15 protein-coding genes are annotated in these 17,830 nt (G+C 72.9%); 6 read left to right on the top strand and 9 right to left on the bottom strand.

Features of this window, described 5'->3' with window-relative positions; genetic code table 11:
* Positions 1 to 50: 50 nt before the first annotated feature.
* From ABZ454_RS30770 to ABZ454_RS30750, 5 genes are all read right to left on the bottom strand, one after another.
* Positions 51 to 1,058 (bottom strand): LLM class F420-dependent oxidoreductase, encoded by a 1,008-nt coding sequence (locus ABZ454_RS30770; protein WP_359542815.1) that lies wholly within the window; start codon positions 1,056 to 1,058, stop codon positions 51 to 53.
* Between the two features lie 122 nt (positions 1,059 to 1,180).
* Complete coding sequence (locus ABZ454_RS30765) at positions 1,181 to 1,957, bottom strand: hypothetical protein (RefSeq protein ID WP_356316222.1); 777 nt, start codon at positions 1,955 to 1,957, stop codon at positions 1,181 to 1,183.
* A gap of 219 nt (positions 1,958 to 2,176) precedes the next feature.
* Positions 2,177 to 3,103, bottom strand: a complete 927-nt coding sequence (locus ABZ454_RS30760; protein ID WP_356316224.1) for an N-acetylmuramoyl-L-alanine amidase — start codon at positions 3,101 to 3,103, stop codon at positions 2,177 to 2,179.
* Positions 3,104 to 3,144: 41 nt separating this feature from the next.
* Positions 3,145 to 3,789 (bottom strand): class I SAM-dependent methyltransferase, encoded by a 645-nt coding sequence (locus ABZ454_RS30755; protein ID WP_359542813.1) that lies wholly within the window; start codon positions 3,787 to 3,789, stop codon positions 3,145 to 3,147.
* Positions 3,790 to 3,941: 152 nt separating this feature from the next.
* On the bottom strand, positions 3,942 to 5,759 hold the full coding sequence (locus ABZ454_RS30750; protein WP_359542810.1) for an MFS transporter: 1,818 nt from the start codon (positions 5,757 to 5,759) through the stop codon (positions 3,942 to 3,944).
* A gap of 247 nt (positions 5,760 to 6,006) precedes the next feature.
* Here ABZ454_RS30750 and ABZ454_RS30745 point away from each other — a divergent pair, with 247 nt between their 5' ends.
* The 3 genes from ABZ454_RS30745 (at position 6,007) to ABZ454_RS30735 (ending at position 10,904) form a co-directional block, all read left to right on the top strand.
* Positions 6,007 to 8,181, top strand: coding sequence for an acyl-CoA dehydrogenase (locus ABZ454_RS30745; RefSeq protein WP_359542809.1), 2,175 nt, complete (start codon positions 6,007 to 6,009; stop codon positions 8,179 to 8,181).
* Between the two features lie 12 nt (positions 8,182 to 8,193).
* Positions 8,194 to 9,390, top strand: a complete 1,197-nt coding sequence (locus ABZ454_RS30740) for a lipid-transfer protein (RefSeq protein WP_359542807.1) — start codon at positions 8,194 to 8,196, stop codon at positions 9,388 to 9,390.
* Between the two features lie 83 nt (positions 9,391 to 9,473).
* Positions 9,474 to 10,904 carry an MFS transporter gene (locus tag ABZ454_RS30735; protein ID WP_359542804.1) on the top strand — a complete coding sequence of 477 codons (1,431 nt, stop codon included), beginning with the start codon at positions 9,474 to 9,476 and terminating at the stop codon, positions 10,902 to 10,904.
* A 27-nt stretch (positions 10,905 to 10,931) separates the two neighbouring features.
* Here ABZ454_RS30735 and ABZ454_RS30730 read toward each other — a convergent pair whose 3' ends face one another.
* Genes ABZ454_RS30730 through ABZ454_RS30715 form a run of 4 tightly spaced genes read right to left on the bottom strand, consistent with a single transcriptional unit; the run spans position 10,932 to position 14,459 of the window.
* Positions 10,932 to 11,564 carry a response regulator transcription factor gene (locus tag ABZ454_RS30730; RefSeq protein WP_359542922.1) on the bottom strand — a complete coding sequence of 211 codons (633 nt, stop codon included), beginning with the start codon at positions 11,562 to 11,564 and terminating at the stop codon, positions 10,932 to 10,934.
* A gap of 5 nt (positions 11,565 to 11,569) precedes the next feature.
* Positions 11,570 to 12,772, bottom strand: a complete 1,203-nt coding sequence (locus tag ABZ454_RS30725; protein WP_359542802.1) for a sensor histidine kinase — start codon at positions 12,770 to 12,772, stop codon at positions 11,570 to 11,572.
* A gap of 11 nt (positions 12,773 to 12,783) precedes the next feature.
* Positions 12,784 to 13,506 (bottom strand): ABC transporter permease, encoded by a 723-nt coding sequence (locus tag ABZ454_RS30720; RefSeq protein WP_359542799.1) that lies wholly within the window; start codon positions 13,504 to 13,506, stop codon positions 12,784 to 12,786.
* On the bottom strand, positions 13,506 to 14,459 hold the full coding sequence (locus ABZ454_RS30715) for an ABC transporter ATP-binding protein (RefSeq protein ID WP_359542797.1): 954 nt from the start codon (positions 14,457 to 14,459) through the stop codon (positions 13,506 to 13,508). Before ABZ454_RS30715 ends, ABZ454_RS30720 begins: the two co-directional genes overlap by 1 nt.
* 283 nt (positions 14,460 to 14,742) lie before the next feature.
* On the opposite strand from ABZ454_RS30715, the gene ABZ454_RS30710 reads away from it, so the two are divergent.
* The 3 genes from ABZ454_RS30710 to ABZ454_RS30700 all read left to right on the top strand — a co-directional run bounded on the left by ABZ454_RS30710 (position 14,743) and on the right by ABZ454_RS30700 (position 17,753).
* A complete protein-coding gene (locus ABZ454_RS30710) occupies positions 14,743 to 15,615 on the top strand; it encodes a MaoC/PaaZ C-terminal domain-containing protein (RefSeq protein WP_359542794.1) in 873 nt (290 codons plus the stop codon).
* 75 nt (positions 15,616 to 15,690) lie between these two features.
* Positions 15,691 to 16,767 (top strand): Zn-dependent alcohol dehydrogenase, encoded by a 1,077-nt coding sequence (locus ABZ454_RS30705; RefSeq protein WP_359542792.1) that lies wholly within the window; start codon positions 15,691 to 15,693, stop codon positions 16,765 to 16,767.
* 44 nt (positions 16,768 to 16,811) lie between these two features.
* On the top strand, positions 16,812 to 17,753 hold the full coding sequence (locus tag ABZ454_RS30700) for a 3-oxoacyl-ACP reductase (RefSeq protein ID WP_359542791.1): 942 nt from the start codon (positions 16,812 to 16,814) through the stop codon (positions 17,751 to 17,753).
* Positions 17,754 to 17,830: the final 77 nt, after the last annotated feature.

Genomic DNA, 17,830 nt, shown 5'->3' with positions numbered 1-17,830 from the left:
AGGGCTCGGGGCTCGCCCCGATGTCCCGGGAGCCGCCGGCCGCCCGCCCGTCAGGTGAGCTCCGCCAGCACCCGCAGGGTGTGCGGGTCCGGAGCGGTCACCAGGAGGTCGGTCACCGGGCCCTTCCGCCACAACTCCAGCCGCTCCGCTATCCGTTGCCTCGGCCCCACGAGCGAGATCTCGTCGGCGAACGCATCCGGCACGGCCAGGACCGCCTCCTCCTTGCGCCCCTCCAGGAACAGCCGCTGGATCCGCCGCGCGTCCTCCTCGAACCCCATCCGCGCCATCAGGTCCGCATGGAAGTTGCGGGCCGCGGCGCCCATGCCGCCGATGTAGAAGCCGAGCATCGCCTTCACCGGCAGCAGGCCCTGTGCGACATCGTCACAGACGTGCGCCCGGGCCATCGGCGCGATCATGAACCCTTCGGGCAGGCCGCTCAGCGAGGCCTCGTACACGTCCGTGCGCATCGGCGACCAGTACAGCGGCAGCCAGCCGTCCGCGATCCGGGTGGTCTGGGCGATGTTCTTCGGCCCCTCCGCACCCAGCAGCACCGGGAGGCCGGCGCGCAGCGGATGTGTGATCGGCTTCAGCGGCTTGCCGAGGCCGGTGGCGTCCGGACCGTTGTACGGATGGGAGTGGAACCGGCCGTCCAGGGCGACGGGCGCCTCGCGGCGGAGCACCTGACGCACCACGTCGACGTACTCGCGGGTCGCGGTGAGCGGGCTCCTCGGAAACGGGCGCCCGTACCAGCCCTCCACGACCTGGGGGCCGGACAGCCCGAGGCCGAGCATCATCCGGCCGCCGGAGAGGTGGTCCAGGGTCAGGGCGTGCATCGCGGTCGCGGTCGGGGTGCGGGCGGCCATCTGCGCGATGGCGGTGCCCAGTCGGATGCGGGAGGTGTGGGCGGCGATCCAGGTCAGCGGGGTGAAGGCGTCCGAACCCCAGGCCTCCGCCGTCCACACCGACGCGTAGCCCAGATCCTCCGCCTGGCGGGCGAGGTCCAGATGGGCCGGGTTCGGGCCGCGGCCCCAGTAGCCGAGAGCGAGTCCGAGCCGCATTCCGCTGCCTCCCCGTGTTTCTGACGGTGCATCAGGTGTAGCCGGAGGGTACGGCAGCGGCCCCCCGCCCGGAAGGGGCAGGGGGCCGCTGTCGGTGGTGCGTGCGCCGTGGCGTCGGCCGCTCAGCCGCGCTGGATGCCCGTGGTGTCCTGGAGCACACCACGACGGCCGTCCTGCGTCTGGGCGATGAGGCCCGGACCGCGCTGCTCGACCGCGAGGTACCAGGTACCCGGGGCCAGTTCGGCGATCGGGGACGGCGAACCGTCCTCGCCGTACAGCGGACGGGCCACCGGCACGGCGAACCAGAACGGGGTGAAGTCACCGGCGGGCGCGGCCTGCTGGGCGGGCGCCTGGCCCTGCTGCGGGTCGGGCTGACCGGGCTGCGGCTGACCGCCGAACGAAGGCGCCTGGCCCTGCGGCTGACCACCGTACGGCGGCTGCTGCGCACCCGGGTAGCCGTAGCCCTGGCCCGGCTGGCCACCGTACGGCGGCTGTACGGCCTGCGGCCTCGGCGGGCCCGCCAGCGGGGCCTTGAGGGCCGGGAGCAGCGGGGAGGCGACCGCGGCCGCGGCCAGCGCCAGGGAGGCGATCAGGCCGAGGATCAGGCCGGCGCCGGCGTCGATCTGGCCGAGGTCGATGATGGTCCAGAAGAGGCTCCACGCGGTGAACACCGTGGCGGCGACACCGAACTGGGCCAGGTCGAGGCCGGCGACCTTGCGCGGCTGGGGCTGCGAACGGGACAGCACGATGAGTGCGGCGCCGATCACTCCGACCATGTAGACACCGATCGCGTTGCCCAGGGACTCCCAGGAGTTGGGCGCGTCGATGTCGGAGCTTCCGTAGGAGAAGTAGTCGAGGAAAGAGGCGATGAACAGCACGACCGCTGCTCCGATCACCACGCCATCGCCTCGAGTGAGGGAGCGGATATTCACGTGAAGGTCCTTAGTCGGTCGTCTCGTCGGGGCGGTCGTCGCTGCCACCGGTACGGCGGGTACGGCGCGAAGCTCGGGAGCGGCCCCCCATCGTACGGATGAATCTATCGTCTGCCCGGGCGGGTTGTGTCCCTGCCCGGCCCCTGGGCGGGCATCCTCCCGAATTCATCGCAGAACCACCTCTTACTACCCCTTGAGGTAGCTGCTGATGCCGTCCGCGATGCCCTGGGCCGCCTTCTGGCGCCAGCCCGCGCTGGTGAGCAGGGCGGCATCCTTCGGATCACGCATATTGCCGCATTCGATGAAGACTTTGGGGACGGTCGACAAATTCAGTCCGCCGAGATCCTTGCGGGTGTCCAAGCCGGTATTGCCGCCGATGTAATTGGAAGGCGCACTTCCGGTAGCGCGCACGAAGAGTCCGGCGATCCGGGTGCCCAGATCGCGCGAGGGGCCCACGATCGTCGAGGTGTCCGCGGCGCCGCCGCGCACCGCTGCGGGAAGGATCACGTGGAAGCCGCGGTTCCCGGCCGCCGAGCCGTCCGCGTGCACCGAGACGACGGCATCCGCCCCGGCCTTGTTGCCGATCCGGGCCCGCTCGTCGACACAGGGCCCGAACGCCCGGTCGCCGTCGTACGTCAGGATCACCTTCGCGCCCTGTGCCCGCAGCAGGGTGCGCAGCCGGTGCGACACGTCGAGTGTGAACCGGGCTTCGGCGTAACCGGAGTTGGTGGAGGTGCCGGTGGTGTCGCACTCCTTGTGCGTGGTGCCGATGTCCACCTGGCGGTTGATCTCGGCCGTGTGCAGGTGGTTGTCGGGGTTGTGCCCCGGGTCGATCACGACCGTCTTCCCGGCCAGCGGCCCGGAGGGGGCGTCCGGCGTGGACGGCGGGGGAGAGGCGGGCTTCCTCGACGGGGACGGGCTCGTGCGCACCGGTGACGGCGAGGCGGGGGAGGCCGCGGCCGACGGGGCCGCGCCGCCGCTGCCGGGCCGTGCCTGCGCGGCTCCGCCCGTACCGCCGCAGCCGGCCAGGCCCAGACACAGCACGGTCAGGGTCGCGGCGGCGGGCAGGAACGGCCGGCGGGGGGCGGTCGGAACACTCTCGTCGTGACGCACCCGGCGATGCTATCGGGGAGCCCGCGCGGTGTCCGGGCCGATCAGATCCCGGCCCCGGTCCGCCGCAGCACGCGCAGCGAGTCCGTGACGGAGATCTCGGTGAACGCCCCCGACTCCAGCGCCCGCAGATACACCCGGTACGGGGCCTGGCCGCCGTGCGCCGGGTCCGGGAACACGTCGTGGATCACCAGCAGACCGCCCTCCGCGACATGCGGGGCCCAGCCCTCGTAGTCGCCGTTGGCGTGCTCGTCGGTGTGACCGCCGTCGATGAAGACGAGGCCGAGCCGGCCGCCCCAGACGGCCGCGACCTGCGGGGACCGCCCCACGAGTGCCACCACGTGCTCCTCCAGGCCGGCCGCGTGCAGCGTCCGGCGGAACGTGGGCAGCGTGTCCATCCGGCCCACCTCGGGGTCCACCACCGTCGGGTCGTGGTACTCCCACCCGGGCTGCTGCTCCTCGCTGCCCCGGTGGTGGTCGACGGTGAGGGCCGTCACGCCCGCCGCACGCGCCGCGTCGGCGAGCAGGATCGTGGAGCGCCCGCAGTACGTGCCCACCTCCAGCAGCGGCAGACCGAGCGCGGCCGCCTCGGTGGCGGCGGCGTACAGCGCGAGCCCCTCGACCACCGGCATGAAGCCCTTGGCGGCCTGGAACGCGGCGAGAATCTCCGGCTTGGGCTCGGCGGCCACGGTGTTCCTCCTGGTGGGACGGGTCGTTTCGACGGCGCCCCATCGTGCCGCACACCCCCGCCGACGCGGTCGGCGGGGGTGTGCGGTCGCGGATCGGTCCGCCTTACGCGGCCCGGGCCCGGACAGCACCCGCACGCGCGTCTCTCATCTCCTCACGACCGTGCCGCGGTTCGCCGCTCCGGTGCGCTGAGTGTCAGCACCAGATCGGTCTCGGTCTCGGGCCCGTGGCCGTGCGCCGGGTACGAGGCCGGGCAGGCCCGCGGCGCGTAACCGCTCGCCGATCCGGCCAGGACGAAACTGCCGCTGCCGGGGGCGGCGAGCGCGTAACGGCCCTGGGCGTCCGTCGTGGTCAGCCCGGCCTGCCGGCCGTGCCGGTCGATCAGGGTCACGTTGGCGCCGGCCACCGGCGTCCCGTCCGCCTCCAGCACCCGGCCGCGGAAGCCGTCGGAGCCGGCGAAGGGGTGCGGGACGGCGGGGAGCGGTTCGCCGGCGGCGCGCGCGGCCGCGTCGGCCGCGCTGCTCGCCAGCAGTACCGGCGCGGCGGCCTTCCGCTGCGACGGCAGGAACGCCGCCAGGACGAGACCGATCAGCACCGCACCCGTCGCGATCATGAACGAGGTCCGGAACCCCTCCATGCTGGGCACCGCGACCGGCCCCATCGGCACCGAGGTGTTCGCCAGCACCATGCCGATCACCGCGCTCGACACCGACGTGCCGATCGAGCGCATCAGGGTGTTCAGCCCGTTGGCGGCGCCCGTCTCCGAGGCGTCGACGGCGCCGATGATCAGCGCGGGCAGCGAGGAGTACGCGAGTCCGATGCCGGCTCCGAGCAGCACCGCGATCACGATCGTCTGCCAGGCGGCACTCATCAGGCCGAGCCCGGCCCCGTAGCCGATCGCGATGATCAGCATGCCGAGCATCAGCGACACCTTGGGGCCGTACCGGGCGGAGATCCGGGCGTACAGCGGGGCGACGAGCATCATCGTCAGGCCGAGCGGGGCCACGCACAGTCCGGCGACCACCATCGACCGGCCGAGCCCGTAACCGGTGGACACCGGCAGCTGGAGCAGCTGCGGAAGCACCAGCGAGACGGCGTAGAAGGCGACCCCGACCATGATCGAGGCGAGGTTGGTGAGCAGCACCTCGCGCCGGGCCGTGGTCCGCAGATCGACCAGCGGCGCGTCGCTGCGGAGCTCGAACACGCCCCAGAGCACGAGGACCACCAGGGCGGCGGCGATCAGGCCGAGCGTGGTGCCCGAGGTCCAGCCCCAGTCGCTGCCCTTGGTGACCGGCAGCAGCAGGAGGACCAGGCCGAGCGAGAGGCCGAGCGCGCCCGTGACGTCGAACCGTCCGGGAGCGCGCAGCGAGGTCTCCGGCACGGCCAGCACGGTCAGCACCATGGCCAGCACCCCGAGCCCGGCCGAACCGAAGAAGAGGGTGTGCCAGTCGGTGTGCTGGGCGACGAGGGCGGCGGCGGGCAGCGCGAGTCCGCCGCCCACCCCGATCGAGGAGCTCATCAGGGCCATCGCCGAGCCGAGCTTCTCGCGCGGCAGCTCGTCACGCATGATGCCGATGCCGAGGGGGATGGCGCCCATGGCGAAGCCCTGGAGCGCACGGCCCACGATCATGATCACGAGGTCGTCGGTGAACGCGCAGATCAGCGAGCCGACCACCATGACGGCGAGGCTGACCAGCAGCATCTTCCGCTTGCCGTTGAGGTCTCCGAGCCGCCCCATGATCGGGGTGGACACGGCCCCCGCGAGCAGCGTCGCCGTCATCACCCAGGTGGCGTTGGACGGATCGGTGTCGAGAAGGGCGGGCAGGTCCTTGATGACGGGGACGAGCAGGGTCTGCATCACCGCGACGGTGATGCCCGCGAAGGCGAGTACGGGAACGATCCCGCGACCCGCCTTCGATGTCCGCGGACCGGAAGGTTCCGCGGCGGACTGTTCGTGCGTCGTCTGTGGCATGCGTGCGGCCTCCGGGCGGCGGAAGAGGAAGGGCGGGGCGGGTGTGCGGTCCCCGTGACGGACAGCGCTGACCGCCAAGTGTGTGCAGGGTGAACCTTCCGCACCTCCGCGGTATTCCGGTGAACGGGGCACGAACAGGACACGGCGGCCGGACCGGCCGCAAGCAGTCGGTCATCTGACCTTCCGTCAGATTGGAACGTGTTCTACTCTTGCGCCGTTCCAGTGGCTGCGACCGGCGAGGATCCGCATGGGCATCGGAATCACCGAAGAACACCGGGAGCTCGCGCAGGCCGTGCGCGGATGGCTGGCGCGCGCCGTACCGCCCGCGGAGATCCGCGGCCTGCTCGACGCGGACGCCCCCGTCGTGCCCGGCGCACGCCCCGCGTACTGGGACGGACTCGCGGAGCAGGGCCTGCTCGGCGTCCATCTGCCCGAGGCGTACGGAGGCGGCGGCGGCGACCTCCTCGATCTGGCCGTCGTCCTCGAAGAGGCGGGCCGCGCCGCACTGCCCGGCCCCTGTCTGGCGAGCGCCCTCGCCTCGGCCGTCCTGCACGCCGTGGGCGCCGGGGAACTGGTGCGCGCCCTGGCGGCCGGCACGCGCGTCGGGGCCGTCGCACTCGGCCCCGGCACACTCACCGCCGTCGCGCACGAGGACGGCCATCTGCTCGACGGCGAGGCCCCGCCCGTCCTCTCCGGCGCCGAGGCCGACCTGCTCCTGCTGCCGGCCGCCTCGGCGGCCGGTACCCGCTGGTTCGCCGTCGACGCCGCCGCGCAGGGCCTCACCGTGCGCCCGCACCACAGCGCCGACCCCACCCGCCCCACGGCCGCGGTCCGCGCCGACGGGGTCCTCGTCCCCGCCGCCCGCGCCCTGCGCACCGACTCCGGCCTCGTCCAGGACCTCGCCGCCGTCCTCCTCGCCGCCGACGCCTGCGGCACCGCCGCCCGCTCGCTGGACACCGCCACCGAACACGCCAAGACCCGCGAACAGTTCGGCCGCCCCATCGGCCGGTTCCAGGGCGTCAAACACCTGTGCGCCGACATGCTCGTGCGCGTCGAACAGGCCCGGGCCCTCGTCTGGGACGCCGCCCGAGCGGCCAGGGAGCCCGAGGAGGTACGGGGCCTGGTCGCCGCGCTCGCCGCGGCGACCGCACTCGACGCCGCGTACAGCTGCGCCAAGGACGCCATCCAGATCCTCGGCGGCATCGGCTTCACCTGGGAGCACGACGCCCATCTGTACCTGCGCCGCGCCCTGGTGGCGCGGCAGCTGCTGGGCGCCGGGGACGCGCACCGGCAGCGGGCCGTCCGCCTGGCCGAAGGCGGCACGCGCCGCGAACTCACCCTGGAACTCCCCGCGCGGGCCACCGCGTACCGCTCACAGGCCCGCGAGGCCCTCGCCGCAGCCCGCGGCCTCGACCCGAAGGCCGCCCGTCGCGCACTCGCCTCCACCGGCTACGCCGCCCCGCACCTGCCCCCGCCCTACGGACTGGGCGCCGGCCCCGTGCGGCAACTGGCCGTCCAGCAGGAGTCGCGCGAGCAGGGCGTGAAGCTGAGCGATCTGGGGATCGCCACCTGGGTGGTGCCCTCCCTCATCGCGCACGGGAGCGCCGCACAACAGGACCGCTACCTCCTGCCCACCCTGCGCGGCGACCTCCTGTGGTGCCAGCTGTTCTCCGAACCCGAAGCCGGCTCCGACCTCGCCTCGCTGCGCACCCGGGCCGAACGGACCCCCGGGGGCTGGCGGATCAACGGCCAGAAGGTGTGGACGAGCGCCGCCCAGTGGGCCGACCACGGAATCCTGCTCGCCCGGACCGACCCGGACGCCCCCAAGCACCAGGGGCTCGGCTACTTCCTCGTGGACATGAAGAACACCGAGGGCATCGACATCCGCCCGCTGAAGGAGATCACCGGCGACTCCCTCTTCAACGAGGTGTACTTCGACGACGTCCTGCTGCCCGAGGACGCCCTCGTCGGCGAGGCCGGCGGCGGCTGGCAGGTCGCCCGCAACACCCTGGGCAACGAACGCGTCCACATGGCCGACCAGGTGACCTTCACCACCGGCCTGGAAGCGCTCATCGACCGCGCCGCCGGACTCGACGGCGCCTGCCGGGCCCGGATCGGAGCACTCGCCGCCGAGGCCCACGCGCTGGCCTGCATCGGACAGCGCACCACGCTCCAGCAGGTCTCCGGACTGGAGCCGGGCGCGGGAGCCTCCGTACGCAAACTCGTCCAGACCACCCACCAGCAGAAGGTCGCCGAACTCGCCCTCGAACTCCTCGGGCCGGACGGGGCGGTGTGCGAAGGGGCGGGGGAGCGGGCGGTGCACGGCTTCCTGATGTCCCGCTGCCTCACCATCGCGGGCGGCACCACCCAGGTTCAGCTCAATGTCGTCGCCGAGCGCATCCTCGGCCTGCCGCGGGACTGAAGGAGATCCATGATGAGGTCGTACATCGTCGGCGTCGGGATGACGAAGTTCGAGAAGCCCGAGACCCGCGACTGGCAGTACTGGGACATGGCCACGGAGGCCGGGACCGCGGCGCTCGCCGATGCCTCGGTCACGTACGAGGACGTCCAGCAGGCCGCCGTCGGCTACTGCTTCCAGGCCTCCACCGCCGGGCAGCGCGCCGTCTACGGACTCGGGCTGACCGGCGTGCCCGTCTACAACGTCAACAACAACTGCGCCACGGGCTCCACCGCCCTGATGATGGCCCGCCAGTTCGTCGAGGGCGGCGGCAGCGACTGCGTCCTCGCGCTCGGCTTCGAGAAGATGGCGCGCGGATCGCTCGGCGGTGGCGGATCCGACGGCGGCGCGGGCGACTTCAGGACATCCCCGGTCGCCCGGCACTACGGGATCATGGCCGCCGCCCACGGCTTCGAGATGACCCCGCCCACCGCGCAGATCTTCGGCAACGCCGCCCGGGAGCACATGGAGCGGTACGGCACCACAGAGGCGCAGCTCGCAGCCGTGGGTGCCAAGAACCACCGCCACTCGGCCGGCAACCCGTACGCGCAGTTCCAGGACCCGTACACGGTCGACGAGGTCCTCGCCGCCAAGACCGTCCACCACCCCCTCACCCGGCTCCAGTGCTCACCGACCTCCGACGGGGCGGCGGCGGCCGTCGTCGTCTCGGAACGCTTCGTCGAGCGGCACGGGCTCGGTGAGCGGGCCGTCGAGATCGCCGCCCAGGCCATGACGACCGACACCGAGGCCTCCTTCGCCTCCGGGACCTGCATCGACGCCGTCGGACTGCCCATGTCGCGGGAAGCGGCCCGCCAGGTGTACGAGACGGCGGGCGTCGGCCCCGCCGACCTCGACGTCATCGAGCTCCACGACTGCTTCTCCATCAACGAACTCCTCACCTACGAGGCGCTCGGACTGTGCGGCGAGGGCGAGTCCGGGGCGCTCGTCGAGTCCGGTGCCACCACCCACGGCGGCCGCTGGGTCGTCAACCCGTCCGGCGGACTGATCTCCAAGGGGCACCCGCTCGGCGCCACCGGGATCGCCCAGGCCGCCGAGCTCACCTGGCAGCTCAGGGGCGAGGCCGGAACCCGCCAGGTCCCGGGCGCCCGCACCGGGCTCGCCCACAACATCGGGCTCGGCGGGGCGGCGGTGGTGACACTCCTGCGCCGCTGAGGCCCCGGCGGAGCCCGACCCACGCCCCGGGACAGGCCCGGGGACCGGAAAAGCGGAGTACGGGGTGCGGGGCGGCTGCGAGTATGACGCTCATGGTTGACGTCTCGACGCCCGCACGCCGTACCGACCGGCTCCGTCCCCGCACCTGGGCGGTGGTGCTCGCCGCCTGCGTCGGTCAGTTCCTCGTCGTGCTCGACGTGTCCGTCGTCAACGTGGCCCTCCCGTCCATGCGCACCGACCTGGGGCTCAGCGCCGCGGGACTGCAGTGGGTGCTCAACGCGTACTCGATCGCCTTCGCCGGGTTCATGCTGCTCGGCGGGCGGGCCGCCGACCTCTACGGCCGCAAGCGGATGTTCCTCGTCGGCCTCGGCCTGTTCACCGCCGCCTCCCTCGCCGGCGGGCTCGCCCAGGAGGGCTGGCAGTTGCTCGCAGCCCGGGCCGCCCAGGGACTCGGCGCCGCCGTGCTGGCCCCCGCGACCCTCACCCTGCTCACCGCGGCCGTTCCCGAGGGGCCCGCCAGGACCCGGGCCATCGGCACCTGGATGGCCGTCGGCGCGGGCGGCGGCGCGGCCGGCGGACTGATCGGCGGGGTGCTCACCGACACCCTGTCCTGGCGGTGGGTCCTGCTCATCAACGTGCCCATCGGGGTGCTCGTGGCGATCGGCGCCGCGCTGTGGCTCGCCGAGGGCCGGGCCGGCGAGCGCAGCCGGATCGACCTCCTGGGCGCGGTCCTCGTCACGGCGGGCCTGGCGACGACGGCGTACGGCATCGTGCAGACCGAGGAATCGGGCTGGACCGCCACCGCGACCCTGGCGCCCCTGCTGGGCGGACTGGCGCTGCTCGCCCTGTTCGTCCTCGTGGAAGCCCGGACGGCGAAGCCGCTGATGCCCCTGCGGGTGCTCGGGGCGCGGCCGGTGGCGTCGGCCAACGTGGCGATGTTCGTGATCGGCTCGGCCACGTTCTCCATGTGGTACTTCATGACCCTGTACGCACAGAACGTGCTGCACTACTCCGCGCTGGAGGCCGGACTCGCCCTGATGCCCACCTCGGTGGCCATCGTGGCCGGCTCCAAGTGCGCCCCGCACCTGATGGCCCGCACCGGCGCGAAGAACCTGGCGCTGACCGGCACGGCGATGACCGCCGTCGGCTTCGGCTGGCAGTCCACGATGACGGCCGGCGGGTCGTACCTCACGGCGGTCTGCCTGCCCGGTGTCCTGATGATGGCCGGCAGCGGCCTCGCGGCCACCCCGCTCGCCTCCCTGGCCACGGCGGGCGCGGCCCCCGGCGAATCCGGCCTGGTCTCCGGCCTCGTCAACACCTCCCGCACGATGGGCGGCGCCCTCGGCCTCGCCATACTCTCCACGGTCGCCGCGGCCCGCACCGGGGCCTCCACCGGCGCGGTGGAACTCACGGCCGGCTACGCACTGGCCTTCCGGACGGCGGGCTGGGTACTGCTCGGCGGACTGCTGCTGATGGCGCTCTGGCTGCCGCGCCACCGGCCGGTGAAGCACTGAGGGCCGGCACCGGACGCCGGGCACACCTCAGAGCCACCCCTGCTGCCGCGCCGCCCGGACCGCCTCCATCCGGTTGCGGGTGCCCGTCTTCCCGATCGCCGCGGAGAGGTAGTTGCGGACGGTCGACTCCGACAGGTGCAGCTTCGACGCGATGTCCGCGACCGTCGCCCCGTCCACCGAGGCGACCAGCGCGTCGCGCTCCCGGGCGGTCAGCGGGCTGGGGCCCGCGCTCAGCGCGGCGGCGGCCAGGGCCGGGTCGATGACGGTCTCCCCGGCCAGCACCCGGCGGATCGCCGCCGCGAGCTCCTCGACCGGGCCGTCCTTCACGAGGAAGCCCGCCGCGCCGGCCTCCATCGCGCGCCGCAGATAGCCGGGCCGGCCGAAGGTGGTGAGGATCAGCACGCGGCAGTCCGGCACCTCCTCGCGCAGGTCGGCGGCCGCGTCCAGACCGCTGCGGCCCGGGAGTTCGATGTCGAGGAGCGCCACGTCGGGCCGGTTCAGCAGGGCGGCAGCCACGATCTCGTCGCCGGCGCCCACCTGGGCGACCACCTCGATGTCCGGCTCCAGACCGAGCAGCAGGGCGAGCGCACCGCGCATCATCCCCTGGTCCTCGGCGAGCAGCACCCGTACGGACTTGGTCGGCCGGTGATCCTGCGGCATCTCGTTCACGGGCCCAGGGTAGGGGCCGAACCGGCGCCGCCGCCCGGTCCTCCGGGCGCGTCCGCCGGGAGTTCCGCCGTGACCACGAAGCCGCCCGCGGGTCCCGGGCCCGCCTCCAGGGAACCGCCGGCGGTGGCGAGGCGTTCGGTGAGGCCCTTCAGGCCGGTGCCGCCGATGCCGGGGGTGGGCGGGGCGGCCGGGGTCCGGCCGTCGTCGGTGACCGTGAGGCGGACCCGGCCGGGCGTGCCGTCGACGACGAACGCGCAGCTGGTGGCGGTGGAGTGGCGGACGACATTGGTGACGGCCTCCCGCACCACCCACCCCAGCAACGCCTCCGTCTGCGGGGCGAGCGGCGGACCGGAGCGGCGGACGGACGGTTCGATCCCGGCGGCGGTCAGCGCGGACCTCGCCCGGTCCAGTTCGGTGGCCAGGCTGCCCTCGCGGTAGCCGGTGACCGCCTCGCGGATCTCGGTGAGCGCCTGCCGGCCGACGGACTCGATGTCGGCGACCTGGGACAGCGCCGCGTCCATGTCGCGCGGCGCGAGCCTGCGCGCGGCCTCCGACTTGACGACGATCACCGAGAGCGTGTGGCCCAGCAGGTCGTGCAGGTCGCGGGAGAAGCGCAGCCGCTCCTTCTCAACGGCGGTGCGGGCCAGCTCCTGCCGGGTGGCGCGCAGTTCCATCACGGTCTCCGACAGGGTGAGGATCGCGGCCGTCACGGCACCGGAGATGAACGTCCCGTAGCCCAGCGTCCAGGGCGTGGACCCGCTGTCCTCGCGCCACACGGCGATCAGGCAGGCCGCCACGGCCAGGCCGAGCAGTCCGGCGGCGAGCATGCGGTGGCGGAGGATGGTGCCGCACGCCAGCGAGAGCAGCGGGAAGTAGAGCAGCCAGCTGCCGCCGTACCCGATCGCCAGACCGAAGGTGATGACGGCCATCGCGCCGAGCAGGACGTACGACACCGGGCTCTCGCGCTTCTCCTTGACGAAGCCCCGGAACACCACGGAGATGTACAGGGAGTTGAAGGCGAGCAGCCCCAGGCCGCCGATCCAGGGGTTGGGGGTCTCGCCCTGGAAGAGGTTGGAGAAGGAGCCCAGACCCATCAGCAGCCAGGGCAGCAGGGCGTACGGCCCGGGCGGGCCGGGGCGGCGTCCCTCCTTGCGCAGCCGGCGTCGTTCCTTCCGTGCTGCTCTTGCGCTGTCCGGCATGTTCACTCCCGTCACAGGGTCCTCGCGGACCGACGGTACGAGATCACGGCGTAGGCGCCGAACAGCAGGAGCCACGCGGAGAGTACGGCGAGGGTCGTGGCGCCGGGCGCGTGGCCTTCGGTGGTCGCCCATCCCAGGTCGGCGAACCGGTTGGCCGGGGTGAACCGGCCGAGGGAACGCAGCCACCCGGGCAGGAGGTCCAGCGGGAACCACAGCCCGCCGACGACGCCGAAGCCCATCAGGCAGGCGACGTTCACGACCCCGGTGCCCTGCGGCGTGAGCCGGTATCCGTTGCCGAGGCCGAGCAGGGTGAAGGGCAGGGCGCCGGCCCACAGCAGCAGCACCAGCACGGCCCACTGCCAGGCGGCCATCCGTACGCCGTTGACCAGGGCGCCGGCCAGCAGCACCGTCAGGATCGTCGGCAGCACGGTCACCGAACCGCTGATCGCCCGGCCCACGACCGCGCGCGTCGGGGAGAGCGGCGTGATCCGCAACTGCTGCAGCCAGCCGAGGGACTTGTCGGAGGCGACGCCCGTCCCGGTCGACATGGCGGAGCCGAGTGCTCCGTACGCGGCCATGCCGACCATCGAGGCGGTCTTCCAGCCGTCGACGTCACCACCGCCGCCGATGTTCGTGAAGATCAGGTACATCATCACCGGCATTCCGGTGCCGAAGATCAGGAAGGTGCTGTCGCGCAGGGTGCGGCGGACTTCGAGCACGAGGTAGCGGTACATCAGACGGACTCCTTCGCGGGCCGGGAGGGCTGGGAGGCGCCGGCGGCCGGCGCGGTCAGGGAGAGGAAGGCGGCCTCCAGCGTCGCCAGGGACACCTGGAGACCCCGGACCGCGCCCAGCCGGGCGAGTTCCATGACCGTGGCGTCCGAGTCGGCGGTGTGCAGCAGCGCCCGGTCGCCGGTCACCTCGACGGTCACGACGCCGGGCAGCAGTTCCAGGCCCTCGGTGGACCGGCCCGCCAGGTCGAAGGAGACCTGGCTGTGGCCGGCCGCGGCCTTGATGGCCTCGCCGCTGCCGTCCGCGACGGTCCGGCCGCGGTCGATGACGACGATCCGGTCGGCGTTCTCGTCGGCTTCTTCCAGGTAGTGGGTGGAGAAGAGCACCGTGTTGCCGCGCCGGGCATAGGCCCGCATGGACTCCCAGAACGCGCGCCGCCCCTCCACGTCCAGGGCGGCGGTCGGCTCGTCCAGCACGATCAGCTCCGGATTCCCGGCCAGGGCGACGGCGAACCGCACCCGTTGGACCTGGCCGCCGGAGAGCTTGTCGATCCGCCGGTTCGCGTACTCCGCCACGCCCGCCAGGGCCAGCGCCTCGGCGACCGGCATCGGCTGCGGGTAGGTGGAGGCGACGAAGCTGATCAGCTCGCGGACGGTGACCCGCTGGATGGGACGGCCGTCCTGGAGCATGGCGCCCACCAGGCCGGCCCGGACCGCCTGTCCGGGGGAGCGGCCCAGCACCCGCACGCTCCCCGCGTCCGGTTCGTTCAGCCCGAGCAGCAGGCTGATCGCGGTGGACTTTCCCGCCCCGTTGCGGCCGAGCAGGGCGACCGTCTCGCCCCGTTCGACGGTCAGGTCGATCCCGTCCACGGCCCGCACCCGCTGCCCGGATCGGCCGAAGGTCTTCACCGCCCCGGTGAAGACCACCGCGGCTTCGCTCCCCGTCGTCTGCGTCATGTCTACGACGCTACGGAGCCCGGAGGCGCCCCGGCAGAGGCGCATGTACGCACTCGGCGATGACAAATGTCATCGCTCGCGGCGGCGGGAAAGCGGCTGCCCGAAAGGAATCTGATGGGCTGTCAGCAGTCTTCCCAAGTGCTGGGTGCTGCGTTATACATAGGGCCAACCGGCTAGAACGCGTTCTAGAACGGCGTGGTCTCCGGTCCCCGCACGACCTCGGTGCGGCCGACGGTGCGGACGGCCGCACCGAGGTCTTCCACCGTCGAGGAGCAGCTTCCCCATGCCCATTGATGCCGAAAAAGCTCTCGCTGCCGAACCCCGGACCAGCCGGATCAGCTGGGACCACAAGGACGTCCAGCTCTACCACCTCGGGATCGGCGCGGGCGCCCGCCCCGACCTGGCCACCCCCGCCGTCGACCCCGGCGAGCTGCGCTACACGCTGGAGTCCCGGCTCCAGGTGCTGCCCTCCTTCGCCACGGTCGCGGGCGCGGGCACGGCCATGGCCGGCGGCCTCTCCGCGCCCGGTGTCGACGTCGACCTCGCGGCCGTCCTGCACGGCGGGCAGAGCGTACGGGTGCACCGGCCGGTCCCGGTGAGGGGCAGCGCCGTGACGACCTCGAAGGTCGCCGCGGTGTACGACAAGGTCAAGGCGGCCGTGCTGGTGCTCCGTACCGAAGCGGTGGACGACGACGGCCCGTTGTGGACCAGCGACTCCCAGATCTTCGTGCGCGGCGAGGGCGGGTTCGGCGGCGAGCGGGGGCCGTCCGAGCGCGTGGCCTGGCCCGCCGTCGCCCCCGACCACATCGCGGAGCGGCCGGTCCGCCCCGACCAGGCGTTGCTCTACCGCCTCTCCGGGGACTGGAACCCGCTCCACGCCGACCCCGACTTCGCCGCGCGGGCCGGTTTCGACCGGCCGATCCTGCACGGGCTGTGCACCTACGGCATGACGCTCAAGGCCGTCACCGACACGGTCCTCGGCGGCGATGTCACCCGTATCCGCTCCTACCGCACCCGTTTCACGGGGGTCGTCCATCCCGGCGAGACCCTCGGCATCGAGATGTGGACCGCCGATCACCAGGTGCGCGTCGAGGTGCGGGTCAGGGAGAGGGACAACGCCCTGGTCCTCGGCGACACCTTCGTCGAGCACTCCTGAACCCGGGACCTGAACCCGGTCCCCGTATCCGAACCGATTCGAACCGCACCGCAGGCCCGTGAGGGGAGCCGCACCATGCGCGCAGCCGTACTGCACGAGATAGGCCAGGACAAACTCGAAGTACTCGACGACGTCGAGGCGGTGGGCTTCGGCCCCGGCAAGGTGAAGCTCCGCATCCGGGCCACCGGGCTGTGCCATTCCGATGTCTCCGCGATGAGCGGGGTGCTGCCGCAGCCCGCGCCCTTCATCCCCGGCCACGAGGGCGCCGGCGAGGTCGTCGACATCGGTGACGGCGTGACCGGGCTGAGCGTGGGGGACAGGGTGCTGGTCTGCTGGCTGCCGGCCTGCGGGACCTGCGCGGCCTGCAAGCGTGGCCAGACCCACCTGTGCCTCGCCGGTTTCATGAACGCGGGCACCCCCAACTTCAAGCGCCCCGGCGGCGACGTCTTCGGTTTCGCCGGCACCGGGACCTTCACCGAGGAGGTCGTCGTCGACGCCGGCTGCGCGGTGCCGATCCCCGACGACGTGCCGTTCGAGATCGCCGCGCTGATCGGCTGCGGGGTCACCACCGGTCTCGGCGCCGCCATCAACACCGCTCAGGTGGAGGCGGGTTCGTCGGTCGCCGTGATCGGCTGCGGCGGCGTCGGCATCTCCGCCGTCCAGGGGGCCCGGGTTCAGGGCGCCGCCCAGATCGTCGCCGTGGACCCGGTGGCCTCCCGGCGTGAGGCGGCGCTGCGGTTCGGCGCGACCGAGGCGGTCTCGCCCGACGAGTTCGCCGACGCCAAGCAGCGGATCACCGCGGGCGAGGGCTTCGACTACGTCTTCGAGGTCGTCGGAAAGTCCGCCACGGCCCGCACGGCGTACGAGCAGACCCGGCGCGGCGGCACCCTCTGCATCGTCGGCGCGGGCGCCATGGACGACAACTTCCAGGTCAACATGTTCGAGCTGTTCTTCGACGAGAAGCGGATCCTGCCCTCCATGTACGGAGGCGGGGACGTGCTCCGGTCGTACGAGCGGGCCATCGCGCTCTGGCGGGCGGGCCGCATCGACCTGGAGTCGATGATCACCCACCGGGTGCGCCTCGACGGCGTCAACGACGCCCTCGACCAGATGCGGACCGGCGAGTCGCTGCGTACCTGCATCGAACTCTGACGGCCTCACCGCCCCGCCCCCTCCCGAGAGGATCCCGAGAACCGATGTCACTTCCCCTGGACGGACTGTCCGCGATCGTCACCGGTGCGGGCCGCGGCCTCGGACGGGCCGAAGCGCTGGAACTGGCGCGGCTCGGCGCGGCCGTCGTCGTCAACGACTACGGGCAGCCCGGCCGCGACGGTTCGGGAGAGGCCTCCGCCGCCCCCGCCGAGGAGGTCGCCGAGGAGATACGCGCCGCCGGCGGCCGCGCGGTCGCCCATCTCGGCGACGTCTCCGACCACGAGCAGGCCCGTTCCCTGGTGGCGCTGGCCGTCGGGACGTACGGCCGGCTCGACATCCTGGTCAACAACGCGGGCATCCTGCGGGACCGGATGATCTTCTCGATGTCCGAGGACGAATGGGACTCGGTCGTGCGGGTGCACCTCAAGGGGCACTTCAACACCACGCACTTCGCCGCCGCCCACTGGCGGTCGAGGTCCAAGGAATCCGGCGGCCCGGTCTACGGCCGGATCGTCAACACCTCGTCGGAGGCCTTCCTGGCCGGCTCTGCGGGCCAGCCCAACTACGCGGCGGCCAAGGGCGGCATCGTCGGGCTGACCACCTCCACCGCGCTGGCGCTGGCCAAGTACGGCGTCACCGCCAACGCCATCTGCCCGCGCGCCCGGACCCGGATGACCGAGGACGTCTTCGCGGGCTTCCAGGAACCGCAGGACGGGCGGCTCGACGCGCTCGCCCCCGAGCACGTGTCGCCGCTCGTCGGCTATCTGGCCTCCCCGGCCGCCGCCAAGGTCAACGGGCAGCTGCTCGTGGTGCACGGCGGGATGGTCGCGATCGTCGAACGCCCCAAGGTGGCGGCGAAGTTCGACTCGTCGAAGGAGACGTTCTCCTTCGACGAGCTGGACGAGCTGATCTCCCCGTACTACGCGGACCGGCCGCCGGACGAGACGTTCGCGGCGGCGGAGGTGCTCGGTCTCAGGCGCGGCTGACCCGGCCGCTCGCGGACACGGAGGAGGGGGGGGGCGCGCGGCGGGGGGCGGGGGGGGGGGGCGGGGGCGTGGGCGGG

Source organism: Streptomyces sp. NPDC005803, assembly GCF_040630435.1.
In the GTDB taxonomy this organism is placed as follows: Bacteria; Actinomycetota; Actinomycetes; order Streptomycetales; family Streptomycetaceae; genus Streptomyces.
This window is presented reverse-complemented; position numbering and strand designations above follow the sequence as displayed.